This is a genomic window from Massilia sp. CCM 8734 (assembly GCF_011682155.1).
GTDB classification, from domain to species: Bacteria; Pseudomonadota; Gammaproteobacteria; order Burkholderiales; family Burkholderiaceae_D; genus Telluria_A; species Telluria_A rubra.
This window is the reverse complement of sequence record NZ_WHJI01000054.1, coordinates 16,364-42,864: the sequence shown is the minus strand read 5'-3', so window position 1 is coordinate 42,864 and position 26,501 is coordinate 16,364. Positions and strand designations below refer to the sequence as shown.

The 26,501-nt window shown below is 60.7% G+C and carries 21 protein-coding genes and 1 pseudogene; 11 read left to right on the top strand and 11 right to left on the bottom strand.

From position 1 onward, the window contains the following. Positions 1-202: 202 nt before the first annotated feature. The 7 genes from F2P46_RS31870 to F2P46_RS31840 all read right to left on the bottom strand — a co-directional run bounded on the left by F2P46_RS31870 (position 203) and on the right by F2P46_RS31840 (position 9,481). The gene (locus F2P46_RS31870; RefSeq protein ID WP_166898021.1) at positions 203-2,290 is read right to left on the bottom strand and encodes a 3-hydroxyacyl-CoA dehydrogenase NAD-binding domain-containing protein; all 2,088 of its coding nucleotides are present in this window, start codon (positions 2,288-2,290) and stop codon (positions 203-205) included. Positions 2,291-2,523: 233 nt separating this feature from the next. Then, positions 2,524-3,228, bottom strand: a complete 705-nt coding sequence (locus F2P46_RS31865) for an ABC transporter ATP-binding protein (RefSeq protein WP_208296857.1) — start codon at positions 3,226-3,228, stop codon at positions 2,524-2,526. Then, positions 3,225-3,989, bottom strand: a complete 765-nt coding sequence (locus tag F2P46_RS31860) for an ABC transporter ATP-binding protein (RefSeq protein ID WP_166898020.1) — start codon at positions 3,987-3,989, stop codon at positions 3,225-3,227. Before F2P46_RS31860 ends, F2P46_RS31865 begins: the two co-directional genes overlap by 4 nt. Further along, on the bottom strand, positions 3,986-5,263 hold the full coding sequence (locus F2P46_RS31855) for a branched-chain amino acid ABC transporter permease (RefSeq protein ID WP_166898018.1): 1,278 nt from the start codon (positions 5,261-5,263) through the stop codon (positions 3,986-3,988). The genes F2P46_RS31860 and F2P46_RS31855 overlap by 4 nt, the downstream gene beginning before the upstream one ends. Further along, on the bottom strand, positions 5,260-6,204 hold the full coding sequence (locus tag F2P46_RS31850) for a branched-chain amino acid ABC transporter permease (protein WP_166898017.1): 945 nt from the start codon (positions 6,202-6,204) through the stop codon (positions 5,260-5,262). Before F2P46_RS31850 ends, F2P46_RS31855 begins: the two co-directional genes overlap by 4 nt. A 169-nt stretch (positions 6,205-6,373) precedes the next feature. Next, positions 6,374-7,612, bottom strand: coding sequence for a branched-chain amino acid ABC transporter substrate-binding protein (locus tag F2P46_RS31845; RefSeq protein ID WP_166898016.1), 1,239 nt, complete (start codon positions 7,610-7,612; stop codon positions 6,374-6,376). A gap of 216 nt (positions 7,613-7,828) precedes the next feature. Continuing rightward, positions 7,829-9,481, bottom strand: a complete 1,653-nt coding sequence (locus F2P46_RS31840; RefSeq protein ID WP_166898015.1) for a 3-(methylthio)propionyl-CoA ligase — start codon at positions 9,479-9,481, stop codon at positions 7,829-7,831. A gap of 262 nt (positions 9,482-9,743) precedes the next feature. Here F2P46_RS31840 and F2P46_RS31835 point away from each other — a divergent pair, with 262 nt between their 5' ends. The 8 genes and pseudogenes from F2P46_RS31835 (at position 9,744) to F2P46_RS31800 (ending at position 16,521) form a co-directional block, all read left to right on the top strand. Further along, positions 9,744-10,502: a hypothetical protein gene (locus F2P46_RS31835; RefSeq protein ID WP_166898014.1), complete on the top strand. Its 759-nt coding sequence runs from the start codon at positions 9,744-9,746 to the stop codon at positions 10,500-10,502. 179 nt (positions 10,503-10,681) lie between these two features. Continuing rightward, complete coding sequence (locus tag F2P46_RS31830) at positions 10,682-12,130, top strand: YdiU family protein (RefSeq protein ID WP_267875905.1); 1,449 nt, start codon at positions 10,682-10,684, stop codon at positions 12,128-12,130. 11 nt (positions 12,131-12,141) lie between these two features. Beyond that, positions 12,142-12,537 (top strand): peptide-methionine (R)-S-oxide reductase MsrB, encoded by a 396-nt coding sequence (gene msrB / locus F2P46_RS31825; protein WP_166898012.1) that lies wholly within the window; start codon positions 12,142-12,144, stop codon positions 12,535-12,537. Positions 12,538-12,552: 15 nt separating this feature from the next. Continuing rightward, entirely contained in the window at positions 12,553-13,188 is a 636-nt protein-coding gene (locus F2P46_RS31820) for a septation protein A (protein WP_166898011.1), read from the top strand. Continuing rightward, positions 13,185-13,460, top strand: a complete 276-nt coding sequence (locus F2P46_RS31815; protein ID WP_166898010.1) for a BolA family transcriptional regulator — start codon at positions 13,185-13,187, stop codon at positions 13,458-13,460. The genes F2P46_RS31820 and F2P46_RS31815 overlap by 4 nt, the downstream gene beginning before the upstream one ends. A 108-nt stretch (positions 13,461-13,568) precedes the next feature. After that, positions 13,569-14,348: a peptidyl-prolyl cis-trans isomerase gene (locus F2P46_RS31810; protein ID WP_166898009.1), complete on the top strand. Its 780-nt coding sequence runs from the start codon at positions 13,569-13,571 to the stop codon at positions 14,346-14,348. Positions 14,349-14,462: 114 nt separating this feature from the next. Next, positions 14,463-15,242 carry a peptidylprolyl isomerase gene (locus tag F2P46_RS31805; RefSeq protein ID WP_166898008.1) on the top strand — a complete coding sequence of 260 codons (780 nt, stop codon included), beginning with the start codon at positions 14,463-14,465 and terminating at the stop codon, positions 15,240-15,242. A gap of 277 nt (positions 15,243-15,519) precedes the next feature. After that, positions 15,520-16,521: pseudogene (locus F2P46_RS31800) on the top strand (NADP-dependent oxidoreductase). Here F2P46_RS31800 and F2P46_RS31795 read toward each other — a convergent pair. The 4 genes from F2P46_RS31795 to purL all read right to left on the bottom strand — a co-directional run bounded on the left by F2P46_RS31795 (position 16,514) and on the right by purL (position 22,079). Next, positions 16,514-16,882, bottom strand: coding sequence for an antibiotic biosynthesis monooxygenase (locus F2P46_RS31795; protein ID WP_166898007.1), 369 nt, complete (start codon positions 16,880-16,882; stop codon positions 16,514-16,516). The pseudogene F2P46_RS31800 and the gene F2P46_RS31795 sit on opposite strands and share 8 nt — an antisense overlap. Further along, on the bottom strand, positions 16,879-17,208 hold the full coding sequence (locus tag F2P46_RS31790; RefSeq protein WP_166898006.1) for an NIPSNAP family protein: 330 nt from the start codon (positions 17,206-17,208) through the stop codon (positions 16,879-16,881). Before F2P46_RS31790 ends, F2P46_RS31795 begins: the two co-directional genes overlap by 4 nt. 100 nt (positions 17,209-17,308) lie before the next feature. Then, positions 17,309-17,749 carry a hypothetical protein gene (locus F2P46_RS31785; RefSeq protein ID WP_166898005.1) on the bottom strand — a complete coding sequence of 147 codons (441 nt, stop codon included), beginning with the start codon at positions 17,747-17,749 and terminating at the stop codon, positions 17,309-17,311. Positions 17,750-18,032: 283 nt separating this feature from the next. After that, positions 18,033-22,079 (bottom strand): phosphoribosylformylglycinamidine synthase, encoded by a 4,047-nt coding sequence (gene purL / locus F2P46_RS31780; RefSeq protein ID WP_166898004.1) that lies wholly within the window; start codon positions 22,077-22,079, stop codon positions 18,033-18,035. 252 nt (positions 22,080-22,331) lie between these two features. Here purL and F2P46_RS31775 point away from each other — a divergent pair, with 252 nt between their 5' ends. The 3 genes from F2P46_RS31775 (at position 22,332) to F2P46_RS31765 (ending at position 26,468) form a co-directional block, all read left to right on the top strand. Continuing rightward, positions 22,332-23,963: a tetratricopeptide repeat-containing response regulator gene (locus F2P46_RS31775; protein WP_166898003.1), complete on the top strand. Its 1,632-nt coding sequence runs from the start codon at positions 22,332-22,334 to the stop codon at positions 23,961-23,963. A gap of 64 nt (positions 23,964-24,027) precedes the next feature. Next, complete coding sequence (locus F2P46_RS38645; RefSeq protein ID WP_166898002.1) at positions 24,028-25,110, top strand: helix-turn-helix domain-containing protein; 1,083 nt, start codon at positions 24,028-24,030, stop codon at positions 25,108-25,110. Between the two features lie 227 nt (positions 25,111-25,337). Next, positions 25,338-26,468 carry a nuclear transport factor 2 family protein gene (locus tag F2P46_RS31765; RefSeq protein WP_166898000.1) on the top strand — a complete coding sequence of 377 codons (1,131 nt, stop codon included), beginning with the start codon at positions 25,338-25,340 and terminating at the stop codon, positions 26,466-26,468. Positions 26,469-26,501: the final 33 nt, after the last annotated feature.

Sequence of the window (26,501 nt, the reverse complement as noted above, 5' to 3'; positions counted from 1 at the left end):
CCGCTTCATTGAATGTCCCGTTCAATTGGGTAGGGACGCTATCGCCCGCGACATTCCGATTTAAGTTGAAAAACTCCGGCATCGGAAAAGTGACGCTGCGGCGGCGGTTTATGCAACATTCAGGCTAGAGCCCGCATCATGCGGGCAAACAAAAAAGCAGCGCCGGATTACCGGGGCTGCTTTTTATCGGGATAACGCTTGATCAGCTGTTGAAGCCCTTGCCTTCGGCAGCCAGGCGCACCATCAGCGGCGCCGGTTTCCAGGCGTCGCCATGGCGGCCCTTGGCGTATTTCTCCATCGCCATGAGCACATTCGCCAGGCCGACCGTGTCGGCATAGAACATCGGACCGCCACGGAACACGGGGAAGCCGTAGCCGGTCAGGTAGACCATGTCGATGTCCGATGCGCGCATGGCAATGCCTTCTTCCAGGATCTGCGCGCCTTCGTTGACCAGCGAATACACCAGGCGTTCGACGATTTCTTCATCGCTGATCTTGCGCCGTTCGACGCCAATGTCGGCCGAGTGCTTGACGATCATGTCGTTCACATCCTGCGCGACGTAGGCCTTGCGGTCGCCCGCCTTGTAGTCGTACCAGCCCGCACTGGTTTTCTGGCCATAGCGGCCCATTTCGCACAGCAGGTCGGCGGTTTTCGAGTACGTGATTTCCGGCGACTCCACATAGCGGCGCTTGCGGATGTACCAGCCGATATCGTTGCCAGCCAGGTCGCCCATGCGGAACGGGCCCATGGCAAATCCGAATTTTTCGACAGCTTTATCGACCTGTTCCGGCAAGCAGCCCTCTTCCAGCAAGAAACCGGCCTGGCGGCTGTACTGTTCGATCATGCGATTGCCGATGAAGCCGTCGCACACGCCCGATACCACGCCGGTCTTGCGCAGTTTTTTCGACAGCGCCAGGGTGGTGGCCAGCACGTCCTTGCCGGTCTTGGCGCCGCGCACGATTTCGAGCAGCTTCATGACGTTGGCGGGGCTGAAGAAGTGCGTGCCGACCACGTCCTGTGGACGGCTGGTGAAGTCGGCGATCTTGTTCACGTCCAGGGTCGAGGTGTTCGACGCCAGGATCGCGCCCGGCTTCATGACCGCGTCGAGTTGCTTGAACACCGATTCCTTCACGCCCATGTCTTCGAACACGGCTTCGACCACGATGTCGGCCTGGGCAATGTCGGCATAGTTCAGCGTGCCGCTGATGAGGCCGACGCGCTGTTCGAACTTCTCTTGTGTGAGCTTGCCCTTTTTCATCGTGTTTTCGTAGTTCTTGCGGATCGTGGCAATGCCTTTGTCGAGCGCTTCCTGCTTGGTTTCGAGCAGGATGACGGGAATCCCGGCGTTGACGAAATTCATGGCGATGCCGCCGCCCATGGTGCCGGCGCCGATGATGGCGGCCTGCTTGATCTCGCGGGTCGGCGTGTCGGCCGGCACGTCGGGAATCTTGCTGGCGAGGCGTTCGGCGAAGAAGGCGTGGCGCAAGGACTTCGATTCCGGCGTCTGGATCAGGTGCAGGAAGCGTTCGCGTTCGAACTTGATGCCGTCTTCAAACTTCTTCGTGACCGAGGCTGCGACAGTCTCGACGCATTCCAGCGGCGCCGGGAACGCGCCCGACATGGCCTTGACGGTATTGCGCGAAAATTGCAGGAACGCTTCGTGGTTCGGGTAGTTGACTTTGCGGTCGCGCACGCGCGGCAGCGGACGCACGTCGGCGACCTTGTTGGCGAAGGCCACGGCCGCATCGATCAGCTTGGCGTCGGAGGCGAAGACTTCATCGAACAGCGCGGTGCCGGCGAACTTTTCCGACAGCACAGGCGTGCCGGAGACAATCATGTTCAGGGCCATTTCGAGGCCAACCACACGCGGCAGGCGCTGGGTGCCGCCGGCGCCCGGCAGCAGGCCGAGCTTGACTTCCGGCAGGGCGATTTGCGCGCCCGGCATGGCGACACGGTAGTTGCAGCCGAGGGCCAGTTCGAGGCCGCCGCCCATGCAGACCGTGTGGATGGCCGCGACGACCGGCTTGGTCGAGCTTTCGGCGACCTGGATCAGCGAATGCAGCGATGGTTCGGTAAGGGCCTTGGGCGAATTGAATTCCTTGATGTCGGCGCCACCGGAGAAGGCCTTGCCGGCGCCGGTGATGACGATCGCCTTGACGGCGTCGTCCGCCAGCGCGCGGCGAATGCCGGCGACCGCGGCGGTACGCGTCTCAAGGCCCAGTCCATTGACCGGTGGATTGTTCAGTGTGATGACGGCAACGCTGCCATTGACCAGGTATTCGGCGCTCATGTCTCTTCCTTTGTTAGTGGGTTCAGCAGTCTTCGACTATACATCATAATAGAACGGTCGTATTATTTTTTGTGGGGAGATAGACGGGAGTTTTCATCGTAATCGTCTGCGCGGGAAAATTGGGTTCCCGCCTGCGCGGGAACGACGGAGGTATGTTTTGTCCACGGCCCTTAAATCCGTCGTTCCCGCGCAGGGCTCGGCGCCCCCACGGCAACCCAATTTCGTCAATCCACCTACACCTCCAACCACTCCTTGCGTACCCCCGCATCCGCCTTCAACGCCTGCGGCGTGCCTTCGAACACCATCGCCCCGTGCCCCATCACATATACCCGCTGCGAAATCTCCAGCGCAATGGCCAGTTTTTGCTCGACCAGCAGCACCGAAATCCCCTTTTCCTTCAGCGCCAGCAAATACTCGGCCACCAGCGCCACGATCTTCGGCGCCAGGCCCTCGGTCGGTTCATCAATCATGATCAAGTCCGGATCGCCCATCAAACTCCGGCACAAGGTCAGCATCTGCTGCTCCCCGCCCGACAAAAAACCGGCCGCCACGGTACGCCGCTCCAGCAAGCGCGGGAACATCTTGTACATATCCTCGAGCGACCAGCGCCCCACCGCACCCGTCTTCTTCTGCCCCAGAATCAGATTCTGTTCCACCGTCAAGGTCGGGAAAATATCACGATTTTCCGGCACATACGCCAGTCCTTTATGCGCGATCTGGAACGCCTTCAAGCCCAGCACTTCCTCGCCCTTGAACCGCACCGAGCCGGTCGCATTGACCTGCCCCATCACCGCCTTGACCAGGGTGGAGCGCCCCACCCCATTGCGTCCCAGCAGGGAAACAATCTCGCCTTTGCCGATCTGCAGATCGACGCCATGCAAAATATGTCCCTTGCCATAAAACGCATGCAGGTTTTTAATCTCCAGAATGGCGCTCATGCGGCTTCCTCGCTGCCTTCATGGCCCAGGTAGGCCGCCTGCACCGCCGCATTCGAGCGGATATTGGCCGGCGTATCGCAGGCAATGACCTCGCCATACACCAGCACTGCGATTTTATCGGCCAGCCCGAACACCACGCTCATATCGTGCTCCACCATCACCAGCGATTTGCCGACCGTGACCTTACGGATCAACTCGACCGCCGCGTCGGACTCCGAACGGCTCATGCCGGCGGTCGGCTCGTCGAGCAAAATCACATCGGCCCCGCCGGCGATGGTGATGCCGATTTCCAGTGCGCGCTGTTCGGCATAGGTCAGCACCCCGGCCAGCACCTTGCGCTGACGCTGCATGCCGATCTGTTCCAATACCTGTTCCGCGCGCTCGTGGGCGTCGCGCAGCCCGTTCAGGCGCTGCCAGAACGAGTATCTATACCCGAGCGACCACAATACCGCGCAGCGCAGGTTTTCATACACCGACAGCTTGTCGAACAGATTACTGATCTGGAAGCTGCGCGATAATCCCAGGCGGTTGATTTCAAACGGCCGCAAGCCGCTGATGCTGTTCCCGTCGAGGCAGATATCGCCTGAGCTGATCGGAAAACGGCCTGATACCAGGTTGAACAAGGTCGATTTACCCGCCCCGTTCGGCCCGATCACGGCGCAGCGCTCGCCTTTTTGCACGGTCAGGTTCGCGCCCCGGATAATTTCGGAACGGCCAAAACTCTTGCGCACGTCTTTCAATTCAAGTGCGGCCGTTGTCATGCGACACCTCCGCGCTGTTGGGCCACGATTTCTGCATTCACATCACTCCAGACTGCGTCATATCCCGGCTGGAAGCGCCGGTAGCCAACAATGCCCGCCAGCAGGAAAGCGCCGGCCACCAGCCACGGCCCGGCCGTTCTGGTGTCGATCGCCTGCCCGAAACGGGTGATGACGCTGCCGTTGGCCGCGTCCAGGGTCAGGTGATACAGCATCTCGATGCCCATCACCAAGCCCACCATTCCGACCAGCGCGCAGGCGCTTACCGCCAGCAGCGGCTTCCAGATGCGTCCGAACTTGCGCGCCCCCGCCACTCGCAGCAGCAGCAAAATCAGGCTCGACAGCCCCGCCGGGGCATAGCGCACCAGCAAGATGAAGAACAAGCCCAGGTACAGTTGCCACGCCGGCGTGAAGTCCGACAACATCACCGAAAAGAACACGCCGACAATGGTGCCGAGCAAGGGACCGAAGAAGAATCCAATCCCTCCGATGAATACGAACAGCAAGATGCTGCCCGAGCGGATGGCGCTGACGTTCTCGGCGCTGACGATCTCGAAATTGATCGCCGACAGCCCACCTGAGATGCCGGCAAAGAAAGCGGACAGGATCAGGGTCAGGTAGCGTACCCACTGGGTGTCGTAGCCGATGAATCCGACCCGTTCCGGATTGTCGCGCACGGCGTTGGCCATGCGCCCGAGCGGCGTTTGCGTGAAGGCGAACATGGCGACCGTGCTGACGAACAGCCACGCGGCGATGAGGTAGTACACCTGCACCTGCGGCCCGTAGGTCAGGCCCATGAAGGCTTGGCCACGCACGCGGTTGGTGGTGATGCCGCCCTCGCCGCCAAAAAAGCCGGGAAACATCAGCGAGCAGGCAAACACCAGTTCCACCAGGCCGAGGGTAATCATGGCGAAGGTGGTGCCGGATTTCTTGGTCGTCACGTAGCCGAACAGCACGCCGAAGCCCATGCCGGCCACGCCGCCCACCAGCGGAATGAGCGAGGTCGGCACCAGCGCGCCGATGCCGCTGCTGTTCATGGCATGGATAGCAAAGAAGGCGCCCAGGCCGGAATAGACGGCGTGGCCGAACGACAGCATGCCGCCTTGCCCCAGCAACATGTTGTAGGACAGGCCGAAAATCATGACCGTGCCGATCTGGGACAGGATCGACAGCGCCGCACCCTTGGAAAAGATCAGCGGCGCCAGCACCAGCAGCAGCGCAAAGCCGCCCCAGACGAGATAGCGGCCCAGGTTCAGTGGGGTGTAGGTGAGCCTCATTCGCGTGTTCCCATCAAGCCTTTTGGGCGGAAAATCAGGATCAATACCAGCAGCAGGAACGGCAGGATGGCCGCACTCTGCGAGATGGTCAGCTTGAGCACCTCGTAGCCGGGCGTGTCCGTGGTGATGTTGGCGCCCAGGCCGTTGAACAGGCTCATCAGCGAATAATCGAGCGCCACGGCAAAAGTTTGCAGCACGCCAATCAGGATCGAGGCATAAAACGCCCCGGCCAGCGAGCCCATGCCGCCCACCACGACCACCACGAAGATGATGCTGCCAACCGTGGCCGCCATGCCCGGTTCGGTCACGAAGGCGTTGCCGCCGATCACACCAGCCAGCCCGGCCAGCGCGCAACCGCCGCCGAACACCCACATGAAGATGCGCGGTACATTGTGGCCAAGCGCCTCGACCGCGTCCGGATGGCTGAGCGCCGCCTGGATCACCAGCCCGACCCGGGTGCGCGTGAGCACCAGGTAAATACCGGCCAGCATCGACAGCGCAACAAGCATCATGAAGCCGCGATACATCGGGAAACTCGTCGAAAACAGGGTAAACAGCGGGCCGTCGAGTTCCTTCGGGATGGGATACGGCACCGCCGCCCTGCCCCAGATCAGCTGGACCAGCTCGACCACCAGGAAGGACAGGCCGAAGGTGAACAACAGTTCCGGAATATGTCCGAATTTATGCAGCGGACGCAGGCCGTAGCGCTCGACCAGCGCGCCGATCAGGCCGACCGCGACGGGCGCGAGCACCAGCGCCGGCCAGAATCCGAGCACGCTGCTGATGGTATAGGCGATGTAGGCGCCGAGCATGTAGAAACTGGCGTGCGCAAAGTTGAGCACGCCCATCATGCTGAAGATGAGGGTCAGTCCGGACGAGAGCATGAACAGCAGCAGTCCGTAACTGATCCCGTTCAGCAGGGTGAACAGTGTAAATTCCATAGGTGTGATCAGGTTGGGTGGGCGTGCGGGCTCCACCGTGTTCGGAAACGCGAAGGTGGTGGACACGCGCGCCGCAACTACCGGAACCGGACCCGTCCACCCTGCAGTCTTGCCGGGACCGGGCCGCCGGCTTGTGGCCGGACGACGCATCCCGCAGCCGGAGCGCTGCTTAAGCCCCGGGCCGCTTCATCTGGCAGGAAGTCGGCTGGTTCGCCAGGTAGGCGTCGATCTTCTTGTCCATTCTCCAGCCGTAGCCGGTATTTTCCTGATCGTACTTGATGTCCTTGCCGTTGGTCTTGGTCCAGGTGCCGATGTACAGCGGCTGCTGCAACTGGTGATCGACCTTGTTCATGATGACTTCGCCATTGATGCTGTTGAACTTGGCGCCTTCCATGGCGAACGCCACTTTGACCGGGTCGGTTGTCTTGGCGGCCTTGATGGCCTGGGCCAGCATGCCAATGCCGCTGTGGGTCTGGGCGGCGTAGTAATCGTCGTTGTATTTCTTCTTGAACGCTTCGACGATGTCCTTGCCGACGAACTTGTCGTTGTTGACCATCCAGTTGCCGACGATCTTGACGCGATCGGCGCCGGCCGCGCCCATGGCGGTTGGCACGCCCGTGGTGACGCCGTAGTAGGTGTAGAAATTGGCCTTGAGGTCGGCGTCTTTGGCGGCGCGGATCAAGAGGGCCAGGTCGGCGCCCCAGTTGCCGGTGATGACGGTGTCGGCCCCGGACGCCTTGATCTTGGCGATGTAAGGTGAGAAATCCTTGACCTGGGCGATCGGGTGCAGGTCGTCGCCGGCGATCTTGATGTCCGGACGCTTGCGTTTCAGGTATTCCTTGGCGGCGCGGCTGACGGCCTGGCCGAAGGCATAGTTCTGGCCGATGATGTAGACGCTTTTGATGTCCTTGTTGGGCGCCATGTAGGAGGTCAGCGCCTCCATTTTCATGTCGGAATTGGCGTCGAAGCGAAAGTGCCAGAAGCTGCACTTGCTGTTGGTCATGTCCGGATCGATGGCCGCGTAGTTGAGGTACACGACTTCCTTGCCCGGATTGCGCTCGTTATGCTTGTTGATGGCGTCGAGCAGGGCCAGGCCGACGCCGGAGCCGCTGCCCTGGGTGATGTAGCGGTAGCCCTGGTCGATGACGGTTTTGAGCAGGGTGAGCGACTCCTGGGGGCTGCCTTTGTTGTCGAAGCCGACCACCTCGAGTTTATGCTCGCCGGCCCATTTTTGCTGGGTGGCCATGTCGGCGATCAACTGGAAGCTTTTCAGCTGGTTCTGCCCAACCGGTGCGAAAGGCCCCGACAGAGGGTCGATGTAGGCGATCTTCACGGTTTCGGCCTGGGCCGCAGCCGACAGCAATGCAACCGAAACAGCCAGTGTCAACGGGCGAATAGTCTTGATCATGCGTCTCCATCCTTCTCTATTGTCTATGCGGGTCTGATGCCCTTGCAGCAAGTGCTGCCCATCCTGGTGCTGAAAACCTCTTCTCTAAACGTTGGTCGTACGGCTGTGCTTGTTACTGAGCTAAATAGCGATCCGTCGCCCCCGCGCAGGCGGGGGGCGACGGTCCAGAGATTAATGTCCATCGCGACTAGTGCATCTTATCTGGCGTTTGCCCATTCAAACCACCGGCAACTGATGGGCCTTGAACTGATCGCGCAACTTGTTCTTCTGAATCTTGCCGGTCGCTCCCATCGGCAGCGCCTCGATGAACACCACATCGTCCGGCATCCAGAACTTGGCGATCTTGCCACCAAAGAAAGCCAGCATCTCTTCCCGCGTCACTTCCATCCCTGGACGTTTGACCACCAATAACAGCGGACGTTCATCCCATTTTGGATGCGCGATGCCGATACATGCCGCCTGCAGCACCGCCGGATGCGACATGGCAATGTTCTCCAGGTCAATCGTGCCGATCCACTCGCCGCCGGACTTGATCACATCCTTGCTGCGGTCGGTAATCTGCATGTAGCCGTCGGCGTCGATGGTGGCTACATCGCCGGTTGGAAACCAGCCATCCTGCAGCACGTCGCCGCCCTCGTTCTTGAAGTAGCTCTTGATGATCCATGGGCCTTTTACCAGCAAGTGGCCGTAAGTACTGCCATCCCACGGCAACTCCGTACCGGCGTCGTCGACGATTTTCATGTCCACGCCGTAAATCGCATGCCCCTGCTTCTGCAAAATCTTGCGCTGGGCCTCTTTCGGCAAGCTCAAATGCCTGGTCTGCAAGCCGCCCGCAGTGCCCAGCGGCGACATTTCGGTCATGCCCCAGGCGTGGATGACCTCGACATCGAACTTGTCGATCAAGGTATCCATCATCGCCGGCGGACAGGCCGAACCGCCGATGACCGTGCGCCGGAACGTGCTGAACTGCAGCTGATTCTGGAGCGCATAATTGATCAGGCCCAGCCAGACGGTCGGCACGCCGGCCGAGAACGTGACCTTTTCAGCTTCGAACAGCTCGTACAGCGACTTGCCGTCCAGCGCCGCGCCCGGATAGACCATCTTCGCGCCCGACAGCAGTACCGAATACGGCAAGCCCCACGCATTGACGTGGAACATCGGCACCACCGGCAGCACGGTGTCGGCCGACGACACGTTGAGCGCATTCGGCATCGCGGAACCATACGCGTGCAGCACGGTCGAACGATGCGAGTACAAGGCCCCCTTGGGGTTGCCCGTGGTGCCGGACGTGTAGCACAGCGAGGCGGCCGAGTTTTCGTCGAACAACGGCCAGGTGTAGTCGGCCGAGCTGCTCGAAATCAAGTCTTCGTAGCACAGCAGCTGGGCAATCTTTGTCTCGGCCGGCATGTGCTCGCGCCCGGCCATCAGGATGAACGCCTTGACCGTCTTGCAGTGCGCGGCCACGGCTTCGATCAGCGGCAGGAAGCTCAGGTCGAAGAACAGGTATTGGTCTTCGGCGTGGTTGGCGATGTAGGCGATCTGTTCCGGATGCAGGCGCGGGTTGACCGTATGCAGCACGGCGCCCGATCCGGACACCGCGTAATACAGTTCCATGTGGCGGTAGCCGTTCCAGGCCAGGGTGGCGACCCGGTCGCCGAGCTGGACGCCGAGCTTGGTAAGCGCATTGGCCATCTGGCGCGCGCGCCGGTGGCAGTCGCTGTAGGTGTAGCGGTGGATATCGCCTTCGACCCGGCGCGAAACGATTTCGGTGCTGCCGTAGTGCCTTGCCGCGAATTCGATAATGCTGGAGATGAGCAAAGGCTGGTCCATCATTTGCCCCATCAGTGGGCTCATCGGGTAAGACGTCATCAATACTCCTGTCATTACATTGCGGCTGCGCTCCGGCAACCGTTGACTTAGTTTCGTACGACCGTGCTAAAACAGTCAATCATTTTCGATGCTGCAGCGCATCCAGACCGGATGGTCCAGTGCTCAGGCGACCTGTGGTACGTTGATCGGCATTACTATCGGGCTCGACACTTGTCGGCACGTTACAGCCCGCGCGATGCCGAACCTGTTGTTGCCTTCTCAGCCGAAATACAATGCTCGACACACAAAAACGGGATGAATCATGAAAAAGATAATTGTTGCCGCCGTTACCTTGGCTTGTACGAGTGCGTTCGCGCAAGGCCCGCACGCCATGCCTGGCCCGGCAAAGGGCGGGGCCGACCGTGTGCTGCTGGTCGCGCCCGATAAGATGCCGCTTCCGCCGCCGCCCGGGCAGTTGCATCAGCTGCAGCGCAGCGCCATGATCAAGGCGGAAGACGGCTTCAGCACTGTCAAAAAGTCGCCCGAGCAGGTATGCAAGTTCATGAACGAGCTGGCGGTGATAAAAGGGCGCCAGTCGACTGCGGCGGAAGCGGCCGCGTTTGTCGAGACAGTCAAGTCCGGAAAGCCGATCCCGACCACTCCCATCGTCGTCAACAGCGCGGGAGACCTGAAGGTAGGCTTCCATGCTGTGGCCGTGCGTAGCGGCAAGCTTATCGGGGCGACGCCCCAAGGCACGATCATCAATGGCAAATGGACCGGCATCGAGCGCTACTTCCATATCGAAGGCAGCGGCTACTGGCGCGTATCCGAAACGGACCTGGCCGCGTCGGGTGGCATGTTTTACCTGAACAAAGCGGCGGTCAATACGACAGTGGCAGGCAAACCGGCCATCTCCATCGTGCTGACCGACGATCAGGGCCAGAGACTCGAGGAAGTACTCTGGGTGAATGGCGGAACGCTTTACAAAGTTACTTACGCGCCTGACCAGCACGCCGGCCACGACGGGAAAAAGATCAATTCCGCGATCAGCGCAGTTTCCCTGGCTGCGGAACTTCAATGATCATGGCTGGCCGCAAGCTCGGTCGATGAGCAGTTGGCGCCACTGTCGTCTGGATGCTCGATAATGTCGTTGACGGCGATGATAGCGTGCATGACCGGCCAAAAAACAGCCGGTACGGTAGAATTCCGCTATTGTTTTCACCCCTTACCGCGACTGGATCCGCTATTAACGTCGATGACTTGCCGCTGGACAATTCGTTTGCCGGATTGCCTCCCGCTTTCTACACCCGGCTGATGCCCACGCCGCTGCCAGCGCCCTACTTCGTGGCCGCCAGCGCGCGCGCCGCCGCCCTGGTGGGCCTCGACCGAGCCCTGCTCGAGCAGGACGACTTCGTCGCCACCTTCACCGGCAACCACGTCCCGCCGCGCGCCCAGCCGCTTGCCGCCGTCTATTCCGGCCACCAGTTCGGGGTCTGGGCCGGCCAGCTCGGCGACGGCCGCGCCATCCTGCTCGGCCAGCTCGCCGGTCCGCAAGGTCCGATGGAACTGCAACTCAAGGGCGCCGGCAAAACCCCGTACTCGCGCATGGGCGACGGACGCGCCGTGCTGCGCTCGTCGATCCGCGAATTCCTGTGTTCCGAAGCAATGGCCGCGCTCGGCATCCCTACTACCCGCGCGCTGGTGCTCACCGGTTCCGACCAGGGCATCCTGCGCGAAACGGTCGAAAGCGCCGCCGTGGTCACCCGCATGGCGCCCAGCTTCGTGCGCTTCGGCTCCTTCGAGCACTGGTCCTCGCGCGACAAGCCCGAGGAACTGCGCATCCTGGCCGATTACGTCATCGCCACGTTTTACCCGGAACTGGCCGGCGCGCCCAACCCCTACCAGGCCCTGCTGAAAGAAGTGACCCGCCGCACCGCGCACATGATTGCGCACTGGCAAGCGGTTGGCTTCATGCATGGCGTGATGAACACCGACAATATGTCGATCCTCGGCCTGACGCTCGACTACGGCCCGTTCGGCTTCATGGACGCCTTCGACTCCGAACACATCTGCAACCACACCGACCAGCAGGGGCGCTATTCCTACGCCAACCAGCCGCAGGTGGGCCACTGGAATTGCTACGCGCTGGCGCAGGCGCTGCTGCCGCTCATCGGCAGCGTGGAAGAAGCCGAGGAGGCGCTGGCGGTCTACCAACCTACCTTTGCCGGCAAGATCGACGAACTGTTGCGCGCCAAGCTGGGCCTGGCGACCGCGCAAGAGGACGATGCGCAACTGTTCGATGCCATGTTCACCTTGATGCACGCCAATCACGCCGACTTCACCCTGTTCTTCCGCAAGCTCGGCACGCTGCGCCTGGACGCGCCGGACCAGGACGCGCCGCTGCGCGACATGTTCATCGCGCGCGAGGATTTCGACGCCTGGGCGGTGCGCTACCGCGCCCGCCTGCGCCTGGAAAACCGCGTCGACCCCGAACGCAAGCTTGCAATGGACCGTGTCAACCCAAAGTATGTATTGCGCAATTACCTGGCCCAGGCGGCCATCGAAAAAGCGCAGGACAAGGATTTTTCCGAAGTGGCGCGGCTGCTGGCCGTGCTGGAGCATCCATTCGACGAACAACCCCATAACGATCACTATTGCGCGTTGCCGCCCGACTGGGCGAGCCACCTGGCAGTGAGCTGTTCTTCCTGAAAGCAATCATCATGTCCGATAAAGTCAGCAAAACCGACGCCGAATGGCGTGCCATGCTCGATCCGATGGAGTACGAGGTCACGCGCCACGCGGCCACCGAACGCGCCTTCACCGGCAAATTCTGGGATCACCACGAGCACGGCATCTACACCTGCGTGTGCTGCGAAACGCCGCTGTTCGCCTCCGACGCCAAGTTCGATTCCGGCTGCGGCTGGCCAAGTTACTTCACCGCGCTCGACCCGGCCAATGTGATCGAAAAAACCGACCGCACGCATGGTATGCTGCGCACCGAGATTATTTGCGCGGTCTGTGACGCGCATCTCGGCCACGTGTTTCCGGACGGCCCACCGCCAACCGGATTGCGTTATTGCATCAATTCCGCGTCGCTGCGCTTCGACCCAACCTGATCCACGAATAACAATATGAAACTTCTGTTCGACTTTTTCCCCATCCTGCTGTTCTTCGGCGTCTTCAAACTGGCCGAGATCAACCAGCAGGCATCGTTGGCCATCGCCACCAAGTTTTTGGGCGGACTCGTCATGGGTGGGACCATCAAGCCGGACCAGGCGCCGATCATGATCGCCACCGTGGTCGCGATCGTCGCCACCACCTTGCAGCTGGTCTACCTCAAGCTGCGCGGCCGCAAGATCGACGCCATGCTGTGGGTATCCTTCCTGATCATCACCATCTTCGGCAGCATGACCATCTACTTCCACGACGATGCGTTTATCAAGTGGAAGCCGACCATCATCTACTGGGTGTTCGCGCTGGTCATGTGCGTGGCGCAGTTCGGCTTCGGCAAGAACCTGATGCGCCAGGCGATGGAAGCGCAGATCAAGCTGCCCGAGCCGGTCTGGAAAAACGTCGGCCTGTCGTGGATGGTGTTCTTCTTCGTGCTCGGCGTGATCAACCTGCTCGCCGCGTTTGTCATTTTCAAAGGCAACACGAGCGCCTGGGTCAGCTTCAAGCTGTTCGGCATCAACGGCCTGCTGTTCGTTTTCATCATCGTCCAGACCCTGATGCTGTCGAAGTACATTGAAGCGGAGGAACAAGCATGAACCAGTCAACCCGACCCGAGCGCATCCGCGCGCTCTTGAGCGCCGCGCTGGCGCCGAGCGTGCTCGAGCTGACCGACGAATCGGCCTTGCATGCAGGCCACGCCGGGGCCGCTTCTGGAGGCAGCCACTTCCGCCTGAAGATCGTTTCAGCGCGTTTCGAGGGGCTCAGGCTCGTCATGCGACATCGACTCGTGTATGATTCCGTGCACGATATGATGCACAATGAGATACACGCACTGGCCATCACCGCACTGGCGCCGTCCGAGCTGTGAACCGTGCGCTTTCAGAGCGCCTTAAGAAATCTGTCCGACAATTGAACGTAAAGTAAAAAAACTAATCTAATCTTTGTCCAAGTAACCATCCCCGAACAGGAACGAATAATGACCTTTAAGCCAGCCCGCTTGCTGTTAGCACTGATCGCCGTTGCCGCCATGCCTGCCTTTGCGCAGAACGTTGCTGTTGTCAACGGCAAGCCCATTCCTTCGGCCCGCGTCGATGCAGTCGTCAAGCAAGTTGTCGCCCAAGGCCAACAGCCCGATTCCCCACAACTGCGCGACATGGTCAAGAAAGACCTGATCGCCCGCGAAGTGATGATGCAAGAAGCCGTCAAGAAGGGTTTCGAGAAAGACGCCACCGTCAAGCAGCAGCTCGAGAGCGCGCGCCAGACCATCGTCATCAACGCCCTGGTGCGTGACTTCGTGAGCAAGAACGCCGTCAGCGACGCCGACCTCAAGGCCGAATACGATCGCTACAAGTCGCAGGCCGGCGACAAGGAATACCATGTCCGCCACATCCTGGCCGAGAACGAAGCCGACGCCAAGGCCATCATCGCCAAGCTCAAGGGCGGCGCCAAGTTCGAAGACCTGGCCAAGACCTCCAAGGACAGCGGCACCGCCAACAATGGCGGCGACCTCGACTGGGCATTGCCATCGTCGTTCCCGAAAGAATTCAGCGACGCCTTCGTCAGCCTGCAAAAAGGCCAGGTCGGCGAGAACCCGGTGAAAACGCCAGCCGGTTTCCACGTCGTCAAGCTCGACGACACCCGTGCGGCAAAACTGCCGACGTTCGACGAAGTCAAGCCGCAGATCTCCGATTCGCTGCAACAGAAGAAGCTGCAAGCCTACCAGGATGACATGGTCAAGAAAGCGTCGGTCAAATAGATCGGTGCACGGCGCACGATTGCCGCGGCGCACGCGTGCGCCGGCTCGCTGGACTGATTGGCGGTATGATCCCGTCCAGCCGCTTACTTTTGTATTGATAAAGGATCCAAGATAATGATGTTGAAGCCTGCCCGCCTGTTGTTAGCCCTGCTCGCGCTCGCCGCCGCGCCTGCGTTCGCGCAAAATATTGCTACCGTCAACGGTAAAGGCATTCCTGCCGCCAAGGTAGACCAAGTCGTCAAGCAAGTCGTTGCCCAAGGCAAGCAAACCGATTCCCCGCAACTGCGCGAAGCCATCAAGAAAGACCTGATCGGCCGCGAAGTCATGATCCAGGAAGCCGACAAGCAAGGCTTCGGCATCCGTCCTGAAGTCAAGTCCGCGCTCGAAAACGCGCGCCAGAGCATCATCATCAACGCGATGCTGGCTGATTACGTGAAAAAGAACCCGGTCAAGGATCCCGAGATCAAGGCCGAGTACGACAAGTTCAAAGCCACGATGGGCGACAAGGAATATCACGCCAAGCACATCCTGGTGCCAACCGAAGAAGAAGCCAAGGCCATCATCGCCAAGCTGAAAGCCGGCAGCAAGTTCGAAGACCTGGCCAAGGCCTCGTCCAAAGACGGCTCGGCCGCCAACGGTGGCGATCTGGATTGGGCGAGCCCGGCCGGTTACGTGCCTGAGTTCTCGAAAGCCATGGTTGCCCTGCAAAAAGGCGCCATCACCGACATCCCGGTCAAGACGCAGTTCGGTTACCACGTCATCAAGCTGGAAGACACCCGTACGGCCAAGATTCCACCGATGGAAGAAGTCAAACAGCAAATCGCCGAACAGCTGCAACAGCGCAAGCTGCAAGCGTTCCGCGAAGAGCTGATGAAGAAAGCGTCGATCAAGTAATTCCTGGTCTGCCTCTCTAAAAAAAGCGCATCGTCCGATGCGCTTTTTTTACGCCTGTTACAAAGGCGCCGCCGGACGGTTTACGCAACATGCCAACACAATGTATAAGCGCATTGCCGCAAAATATAATATGATGATCATCATTCAAAATCAAGCAAACCAGCCGTTTTCAACTCGGCGCTTCTCATCAACGTTTTGATAAATATATGATGATCATCATAATAAGAGCCAATGCTGGACCCCACTGCCGAGAAATTGCCATGAAGATTGGAATCGTATGAAAGCATTCATTCTCGACGCCTATTCGAAAAAGAGCACGCTGCGTCACGCCGAGGTGGCGGAACCGGTGGTGGGCGCCGACGATGTGCTGGTGCAGGTCCACGCCACCGCCGTCAACGTGCTCGACGCCAAGATCAAGACCGGCGAATTCAAGCTGGTCCTGCCTTACCGGCTGCCGCAGATCATGGGTAACGACGTCGCCGGCGTAGTGGTCAAGGTCGGCCCGGGCGTGCGCCGCTTCAAGGTCGGCGACGAAGTCTACGCCCGGCCCGGCAAGGACCGCAGCGGCACGTTTGCCGAGTACATCGCCATGAACGAAAGCGATGTCGCGCTCAAGCCGGCAACGCTGAACATGGAAGAAGCGGCGTCGATTCCGCTGGTCGGCCTGACCGCCTGGCAGGCGCTGGTCGAGAAAGCCGACGTGAAAAGGGGCCGGAAAGTGTGAATCCAGGCTGGCGCCGCCGGGGTTGGCACGTTTGCCATCCAGTTGGCCAAGCACCTGGGCGCGACGGTCGCCACCACCGCCAGCGGCGCCAATATCGAGATGGTCAAGCGGCTCGGGGCCGATATCGTCATCGACTACAAAAACGCGGACTTCGAGGACGTTTTGCGCGACTACGATGTGGTGCTCAACAGCCAGGATGCCGTCACGCTCGAAAAATCCTTGCGCGTACTCAAACCGGGCGGCAAGCTCATTTCCATCTCCGGGCCGCCCGATCCCGACTTTGCCGTCGAACTGGGGCTGCCCTGGTTCGTGAAGATGGTGATGACGGCGCTCAGTCATGGCGCGCGCAAGAAAGCGAAGAAGCTCGGCGTTGGCTACTCCTTCCTCTTCATGCGGGCCGAGGGCAAGCAGCTGGGCCAGATTGCCAGCCTGATCGACGCCGGCGCCATCCGTCCTGTGATCGACCGCGTGTTCCCGTTCGCCGACACCAACGCGGCACGCGATTACGTGGAAGCCGGGCGGGCCAAGGGCAAGGTCGTCATCAAGCTCAGGTAAGCCGTGCTACGGGCGGCGCGTCGTGGCGGGCGCGCGAATCGGACGGCGCTTCGGCCCGCTCATCCATCCCGTAGTCGCGCAGGACCGCCGCTACCCGCAAGCGGTAATCGGCAAAGATGAAGGCGCGCCCCTGCTCCTGGGTTGCGCGGTGCAAGCCGTGGTTGCGCCAGACGCGCACGGCGTCTTCATCGCGCCAGAACGACAGCGACAGGATCTTGCCGGGCGTTGCCAGGCTCTGGAAGCGCTCGATCGACACGAAGCCATCCATCTGCTCCAGATGCCCGCGCAAGCTGGCGGCGGCGTCCAGGTAAGCCTGGCGCTGGTCGTCGTGCGGAACGACCTCGAAGATCACGGCGATCATTGCGCCGCGCGCTGGAAGGCGCCTTCGACCACCTCGGTGAAGGTGCGCTCTTCGCGCAGGATGAAGCGCTTTTCCTGGGCCATGGCGAAGTTGGCGCGGCTCTCGGGATCGACGCGCAGGCGCGCGCGGTAGGCTTCGTACGCGGCCAGGCTGTCGAAGCCGACCAGGCCCCAGGCTTCGTAATTGGTCCCTTCGAGCGGCAGGAAGTATCCGATCAGATTACCGCCGCAGCGTGGAATGATGCGGCCCCAGTTCTCGGCATACTCGCGGAAGGCCTCGCGCTGGAACGGGTCGATTTCGTAACGGATGAAACAAGCGATGGTCATGGTGGTCCTCGGTTGGGTGAAGACCTGACTATAACGGCACGCCGCCAGTCGATGGTTCGGCCTGGGACGAACCATCGACACGCGCGTGGCAGGCTGCTAGCTAGAGAGCCTCGTCCCAGAGTGAGACGTCGTGCGCGACAAAGGTGACCGCATTACCCGGGTCGGGCCACGCGCCACTCATTTCTGCTTCGGACAAGCAGAAACAGGCTTCGCCGGCCGTGATGAAGGCGTAACGTTGCGCACCGGGGTCGCCCGATTGGCTTTCGACGATGCCGGTGACCTTGAATGACCCTGGTGTGTCTTGCGCTTCCACCGCGTTCAATGCCGGCTGATCGAGCACGCCAAACTGCGTGACCGAACCCTGGCAGATCTCCACGTTGAACTCCTGGCCCAAACAGTCTTCGGCGCGTTCGAGCGCCGGGACCAGCCGGGCGATGCCGCTGAACGCTGCGCTGCGGAAGTGGACCACGAAACTCGGTTGAGGGGTGAAGCCGATCGGGCGCATGGATGCGCTGTCGATGTCTTCGATTGTTACGTTCATTGTGATGCTCCAGTTTCAGTTTTAGTTTCAGGTAAGGGTAAGGTTAAGGTTAAGCGTAAGCGTAAGCGTAAGCGTTAGCCGTTAGCCGTTAACCGCAAAACCGTCATTCCCGCGCAGGCGGGAATCCAAGGCCACTCCGCTGAGCGACGTGCCTTGGATTCCCGCCTGCGCGGGAATGACGGTTTTAGGGGTGGTGGTCGCGTTGAACGTTCTACGTTTTACCTTCTAAGCTATACTTTCCGAGCTTTACGTTCTACGTTCTACGTTCCACATTCACTTTGGCTTAACCCACCCACGTGCGCGCATTGCGGAACATGCGCATCCACGGCGAATCCTCGCCCCACGACGCGGGATGGTACGACTGCTGCACCGACCGGAACACGCGCTCGGCATGCGGCATCAACACACTGAAGCGCCCGTCCGCCGTCGTCACCGACGTCAATCCCTGCGGCGAGCCGTTCGGGTTGAACGGATAGGCTTCGGTCGCCACGCCACGGTTGTCGACAAAGCGCATCGCCTTGACCACCGCGTCGATATCGCCCGTCTGCGAGAAGTCGGCAAAACCCTCGCCGTGGGCAATCGCAATCGCCGCCTGCGTGCCGGCCATGCCGCTAAAGAAGATCGACGGCGAATCAAGCACTTCGACCATCGCAAAGCGCGCTTCGAACTGCTCCGACTTATTGCGCGTGAACTTCGGCCACGCGTGCGCACCCGGAATGATCGATTTCAGGTTGCTCATCATCTGGCAACCGTTGCACACGCCCAGCCCGAACGTGTCGCCACGGCTGAAGAAGCGCGCGAACTGTTCCGCCAACTGCGCGTTGAACAAAATCGTCTTGGCCCAGCCTTCGCCCGCACCGAGCACGTCGCCATACGAAAAACCACCGACGGCGATGATGCCCTGGAAGTCGTCCAGCCTGGCGCGGCCGGCAATCAGGTCGCTCATGTGCACATCGACCGCCGCAAATCCGGCCTGGTGCATCACCCACGCGGTTTCGATGTGCGAATTGACGCCCTGCTCGCGCAGGATCGCCACGCGCGGACGCACGCCGGTCGCCACGAACGGCGCGGCGACGTTCTCGCTCGCATCAAAACTAAGCTTCGGCGTGATCCCCGGATCGGTTTCGTCCAGCAGGCGATCGTATTCGGCATCGGCGCATGCCGGGTTGTCGCGCAGGCGCGCGATGCGCCAGCTCGTGTCGCTCCACACGCGGTGCAGCGCGCTGCGCGCTTCGGTATAGATCACCTTGGCGTCGCGCGTGAATTCGATAACGCCACGCTCATTCGGCTTGCCGATGATATGGCTGCATGCACCGAGGTTATGCTCGCGCAGCACGTTCATCACGGCCGATTTTTCATCGGCGCGCACCTGGATCACGGCGCCCAGTTCCTCGTTGAACAAGGCGCCCAGGGTTTGCTCGTTGCGCCGTTCGGCCACCTGGCCCGCCCAGTTCTTGGCGTCGCCCCAGTCGGCGCCATGGCCGGCCTCCAAGGTGAGGATGTCGAGGTTGACCGACAAGCCGCTGCGGCCCGCGAACGCCATCTCGCACAGCGTCGCAAACAGGCCGCCGTCGGAACGGTCGTGGTACGCGAGCAGCTTGCCGTCGGCGTTCAACTGCTGGATCGCGGCGAAGAAGCCTTTCAGGTCGTCGGCGCTGTCCACGTCCGGCGTCTCGTTGCCGAGCTGCTGGATCACCAGCGACAGCGCCGAAGCTCCGAGGCGGTTCTTGCCGCGTCCCAGGTCGATCAGGATCAGCGCCGTCTCGCCGGCATCCATCTTGATCTGCGGCGTGAGCGAACGGCGCACGTCGTACACCGGCGCAAACGAAGAGACGATCAGCGACACCGGCGAGACCACCGCCTTGGCCGCGTCTTCATCGCGCCAGGTCGTGCGCATCGACAGCGAATCCTTGCCGACCGGGATACTGATTCCCAGGGCCGGGCACAGTTCCATGCCGACCGCCTTGACGGTGTCGAACAGCGCGGCATCCTGCCCCGGCTGGCCGCACGCGGCCATCCAGTTGGCCGACAGTTTGATGTCGGAGATGTCGCGGATCGGCGCGGCGGCGATGTTGGTCACCGCTTCGCCCACCGCCATGCGGCCCGACGCGGCGGCATTAATCACCGCCAGCGGGGTGCGTTCGCCCATCGCCATCGCTTCGCCAAGGTAGCCTTCGAAGCTCATGGCGGTGACGGCGCAATCGGCCACCGGTACCTGCCACGGGCCGACCATCTGGTCGCGCACCGTGATGCCGCCCACCGTGCGGTCGCCAATCGTGATCAGGAACGACTTGTCGGCCACCGCAGGCAGCAGCAGCACGCGTTTGGCCACGTCAAGCAGATCGATCCCGGTCAGGTCGAGCGCCGGGAAGGTATTGTGCACGTGGGTGACGTTGCGCAGCATTTTGGGCGGCTTGCCGAGCAAGACGTTCATCGGCATGTCGACCGGCGAGTTGCCCAGTTCCGGATCGATCAGCTTGAGCTGGCGTTCTTCGGTGGCCACGCCGACGGCGGCGAACAGGCAGCGCTCGCGCTCGCACATGGCGGCGAACAGCGGCAGGCTGTCCGGCGCAATGGCCAGCACGTAGCGTTCCTGCGATTCATTGGACCAGATTTCTTTCGGCGCCATGCCGCTTTCTTCGAGCGGCACTTTGCGCAGGTCGAAAATCGCGCCGCGCTTGGCGTCGTTGGTGATTTCCGGGAAAGCGTTCGACAGGCCGCCCGCACCCACATCGTGGATCGAGATGATCGGATTGTCGGCGCCCATCTGCCAGCACGCGTTGATGACTTCCTGCGCGCGCCGTTCCATCTCCGGATTGCCGCGCTGGACCGAGTCGAAGTCCAGGTCGGCCGTGTTGGTGCCGGTCGCCATCGACGACGCGGCGCTGCCGCCCATCCCGATGCGCATGCCCGGACCACCGAGCTGGATCAGCAGGCTGCCGACCGGGATGTCGTTCTTGTGCGTGTGCTGGCCCGAGATGTTGCCGATGCCGCCGGCGATCATGATCGGCTTGTGGTAGCCGAACACCGCGTCGGGCAGGCCGGCGCTCAGGGCGCCGACATTCTGTTCGTAGGTGCGGAAGTAGCCGCCCAACACGGGGCGTCCGAATTCGTTGCTGAACGCGGCGCCGCCGAGCGGGCCTTCGATCATGATCTGCAGCGGCGAAGCGATGCGGTCAGGCTTGCCGTAGGCCGCCGCCTCGGCGCGCTGGCCGGCCGGCTGGGTGACGTTGGCCGCGTTTTCCCATGGACGCACGGCGTCCGGGATCATCAGGTTCGAGACCGTAAAGCCGGTCAGGCCGGCTTTTGGCTTGGCGCCGCGCCCGGTCGCGCCTTCGTCGCGGATCTCGCCGCCCGCGCCGGTAGAGGCGCCGGGGAATGGCGAAATCGCGGTCGGGTGATTGTGCGTCTCGACCTTCATGAGGGTGTGCGTCAGTTCCGTCGACGGGGCGTATTCGTGCCCGGCGCCGCGCGGATAGAAGCGCATCACGGTCGCGCCTTCCATGATCGACGAGTTGTCGCTGTAGGCGACGATGGTCCCCTTCGGCTGCAACTCGTGGGTGTTCTTGATCATCTGGAACAGCGTCTTCAGCTGCGAGATGCCGTCGACGATCCAGTCGGCGTTGAAGATCTTGTGGCGGCAGTGTTCACTGTTCGCCTGCGCGAACATCATCAGTTCGACGTCGGTCGGGTTGCGCCCGGCCGTGCTGAAGGCCTGGAACAGGTAATCGATTTCGTCGTCCGACATGGCCAGGCCAAGTTCGGTGTTGGCTTTTTCCAGCGCGTGCCTGCCGGCGCCGATCACGTCGACCGATTCCAGTGGCCGCGCTTCGAGTTCGCGGAACAGGTCGGAGGCCTGGTCGGCATTGCGCAGCACGCTCTCGGTCATGCGGTCGTGCAGCAGCGCTGCGACAGCCCCGGTTTCAGCGTCCGTCAGCTTTTTGGCCGCGCCGATGCTCGAACCGAGCAAGCCCGTTTTCAGGCTGATCGAAAAGGCAATCCCGCGCTCGATCCGGTGCACCTGCGCCATGCCGCAGTTGTGCGCGATATCGGTCGCTTTCGAAGCCCATGGCGAAATGGTGCCCAGGCGCGGAATGACGAAGAATTCTTCCGTCACGCCCTCGCGCGGGCTCGCCGCAGCCGGTTCGCCGTAGGTCAGCATCGCGTCCAGGCGCGACGTGTCCTCGGCCGACAACGCGGCGCTGGTATCGATAAAGTGATAAAAACGCGCCTGGACCGCCGTAATCGCCGGGGCGACAGCTTGCAATTGGCTCAGGAGGCGTTGGCTGCGAAATACGGACAGGGCATTGGAACCCGGTAGTATCAACATGGTTGGAAGGTGGTTGATGCAGCGAGGCTGCGGGGTTAAAGGTAATGAAGGCACGAAACTGGGCAGGGCTGGAATCCTTTAGGCCGACATTATACCGTGTTGCTACCCCGGCAGCGCGGCGTATTCGCCTCACCGCCATTGCGTGACAGTTGCCGACGGCGTCGGGATTAGCGTATCGTAGGGTTTCAAGAGTTTCCCGCACGAACCGTTAATAGGTGTACCCCCCGCTCAAGGGGGCACGAAAGTGAACAGATGCAAGATAACAGCAACTTGTCGGTATTGGTGATCGACCCGAATCCGGGCATGCGCGGCAGCCTGCAAAACATGCTGACGCAGTCGAGCATCACCAAGATCGACTTCGCCGTCAACGCCAGCACCGCCATCAAGCAGGTCGACAAGCGCAAGTACGACCTGATCCTGTGCGAGTACGATTTAGAGGGCGGCGGCGCCGAGAGCGGCCAGGATGGCCAGCAGTTGCTGGAAGACATGCGCCATCACAAGTTGATCGGCCTCGGCACCATTTTTATCATCATTACCTCGGAAGGCGTCTACAGCAAGGTGGTCAGCGCCGCCGAACTGACCCCGACCGACTACATCCTCAAGCCGTTCACGGTGGACACGCTCAGCGTGCGCATCAACCGCGCCATCGAGCGCCGCGCGGTGTTCCTGCCGACCTATCACCTGATCGGCCAGGGCAACCTGCGCGAGGCGATCAAGTCGGCGGCGGCCGGCGAAGCGTCGCACCCGCGCCATGTGGCCGATTTTGCCCGCCTGCGCGCCGACATGCATGTGACGCTCGGCGAATTGCCCCAGGCCGAGGATATCTACACCGATATCCTGGCCAGCAAGTCGATCGGCTGGGCCAGCCTGGGCCTGGCGCGCGTGCTGTTTGCGCAGGACAAGATCGAGGAAGCCGAGGCCGTTGTCACCAAGCTCATCGAAGACAATCCGAAGTTCATGGCCGCCTACGACTTGCTGGCCAAATGCCACGAAATGAACGGCGCCGCCTATCGCGCCCAGAAAACCCTGGAAGAAGCGGTGGCGATTTCGCCGCACATGGTGCGCCGCCTGCGTCGCCTGGGCGAGGTGGCGCTGGAAGCGGGCGACGTGGTGGTGGCCGAAAAATCGTTTAAACAGGTGGTATCGAAGTCCAAATACTCCGAATTTCGCGATCCGGAAGACCACGTCAAGCTGGTCAAGACGCTGCTGAAAAAGGGTGACGCCAACCAGGCCGGCAGCGTCATCCGCGATATGGAAAAGTCACTGCGCGGCAATGCCGCGATCGACGCCTGCAAGGCCGTTTCGGTGGCGCTGCTGCATGAATCGGCGGGCAATACCTCGGCGGCGGTGACGGAACTGAACGCGGCGGTGGCGGCGGTGCGTCTGTCCAAGGGCTTATCGAGCGACTTCAAGATGGGCCTTGCGCGCACCTGCCTGTCGAACCGGCTCGATAACGCGGCGGCGGAAGTGATGCTCACGGTGATGAACGATGTCGACAGCAATGTGTCGATGCAGGATGCGATGAGCGTGTTCGTCAAGGCCGGCCGCCCCGACCTGGCCGAAGGCATGAACTCGCGCCTGATGACCCAGGTGCGGGAATTGCTCGACCTGGCCGCCGAAAAAGGCAACATGGGCGACGTCAAGGGCGCGGTGCAGACCCTGCTCGAAGCGCAGCACATGGCGCCCAAGAACGTGCAGGTCATGCTGGCGCTGGCCAAGGCGATCTTGCGCCAGCTCGAAGACCTGGGCTGGGATCATCCGCTGGCCGAAGTGTGCATCAGCCAGATCGAGGCCGTGCGCAAGACCGATCCGGGCAACCCGCTGTTGCCGGGGCTGACCGAGGATTACCACGGCGCCCAGCGCAAGTACGGTATTTCGAGCTGATGCGCTTCCGACGCCGGCGCGCATGCGAACCGGATCCCGCTCTTCACTTCCACATCGTCGACTCGTGATTTCAAGCCAACTGCTGTTTTTCATTAGCGCGCTCGGCGCGGTCAACGGGATTTTCCTGGCCTGCTACCAGTTCAGCCGCCGATCGCATCGCCTCACCAACAGCATGTTGGGCGCATTGCTGCTGGCGATCGGGTTTCGTACTGCAAAGTCGACTTTTTACTACTTCAACCCCGCTATTGCCGTCGAGATCCTGCAGGCCGGGATATCGGCTTGCCTGCTGATCGGTCCATTATCCTATCTGTATGTGCATTGCCATCTCGCGGACCTGGCGCAGCGTGCCGTCGGCAAGCATTGGCGCACGCATCTTTTGCTGGCGCTATGTGCGATCGGCATTGGCATCATCTTTCCCTATTCCCGCTACCCGCATATCTGGTGTTATTCGATTCTTGCCGTACATGCTTACTGGTTGTTCTATCTGTTATTGGCCGGCAAACAGCTGTGGCAAGCGCGCGACGTGCTGCTCGGCGCAGACGGACGGATATCACGTCAAAGTTATCTCGTTCTCAGCGTTTATGTCAGCAGTTTCCTGATCCTCGTGGCCTATGCCAGCACGCCGTTTACCTCGTATATTGTGGGGGCGATTTCGTTTACCGTGTCGATGCATATCAGCATCCTGATCTTCGTCCTGCAAAAAGACGCGCGGGTGGAGACCGCCAAAAAGGAGAAGTATCAGAATCGACAGCTGGCGGACGAGGATTCCCGCGCACTGCTCGATTCGCTGGACCGGGCGATGTCCGAACAGCGGCTGTACTTGAATCCAAACCTGAGCCTGCCGCTATTGGCCAAGAAAGTCGGCTATCTGCAAACGACCGTATCCCAGGCGATTAATGAAAAACTGGACAAGAGTTTCAATCTTTACATCAACGAGTTTCGCATTCAATACGCCAAGCAGTTATTGAGCGATGAGTCCCATTTGACCATGGAACTCGTTGCGGAACGTAGCGGATTCAACTCCAACTCGACATTTTTTGCGGCGTTCAAGAAGATCGCCGGCCAAACACCGGCAAGCTATCGCGCCACATCTGCGGCCCGGCATGCTTCATCATCACCCGACCACCAGCCCGGCATCCCTTCCTGACCCTTCCGTTTGCCGGCCGATTTTTCGCCGCTCACCGGCGCATCCGCCGGGCCTCCCACCACCGCCACGGTGCGGAATCATGTATCCGGAGTCCCGGATCATGGCTTGCGACAGCAGGCCACCACGTTCGCCCTATCCTACCGTTCGGCATGGCGCACAGCAGCGCACCTGCCGGACAACCGTATCTACCTTCGGTAAAAGGTACTTGTAGGACTTTGGGATAATGTATGCGTCAACACTTCTTCTTGCGCGCCCTGCTCGGCGCCTGTCTTCTGTTTTGCCTGTCCGGGCGGGCGACGGCAATCGCCGCGCCGGGCGATACCGAACAAATCCGCGAAACCTTAACGGACTACATGGAAGGGACGGCAAATGGCGAACCCGAACGGCTAAGACGCGCCTTTCACCCGGACTTCAATCTGTATGCGGTCACCGAAGCCGGTACATTGCTGGTTCGTTCTGGCGGAAAATATATCGCGGACATAAAACCGGGAAACAAGGTCAACCGGATCGGGCGCATCCTGTCGATCGACGTCGAAAACAATGCGGCAAGCGCGAAAGTCGAAATCGCGATGCCCAACTTCAGGATATATACCGATTACTTCATGCTGCTGAAATATGAAGGCGGCTGGAAGATCGTGCACAAGAGTTACACCTGGAAGGAGGCTCCCAAAAGCAAAGACAAGGTCTTGTTCATCACCTCGAATCAACACACCTACGGCAATACCAAGTTGAATGCGTCAAACCACTTTGAAGAAATCGTCATCGCCTATGACATTTTCAGGAAAAGCGGCCTGGTCGTGGATTTTGTCAGCCCCAACGGTGGGGCGATTCCCGTGGGCTATGTCGACACATCCAACCAGACGCAAAAGGACTACCTGTACGACGCCGGTTTCATGAATCTGCTGAAGAATACCTTCAAGCCGGCACAGGTCGATCCGAATGACTACAAGGCGATCTACTACAGCGGTGGCGGCGCGGCCATGTTCGGCGTCGCCGAGAACGCGGACATTCAACGCATCGCGCTCAAGATTCACGACAATGGCGGTGTGATATCGGCTGTCTGCCATGGCACTGCCGGCATCGTGAACCTGAAAAACAGTGCCGGCGCGTCCATTTTTTCAAACAGGAAAATTACCGGCTTCCCCGACATATTCGAAAATACCGCAGCCGACTATTACAAGACCTTCCCTTTTTCCATCGGCAAGGAAATCGCCAGGCAAGGCGGGAATTTTGTCCATTCAAAGCGCTTCGGCGACAATTTTCATGTGGTCGACGGCAACTTCATAACAGGGCAAGACCCCTCTTCCACTGCTTCGGTCGCGCGGAAAGTCATTGAGACCATTCAGAAAATGCACTGACAGCGCCCTGACTCCGCAGCCTGACCATTCGAA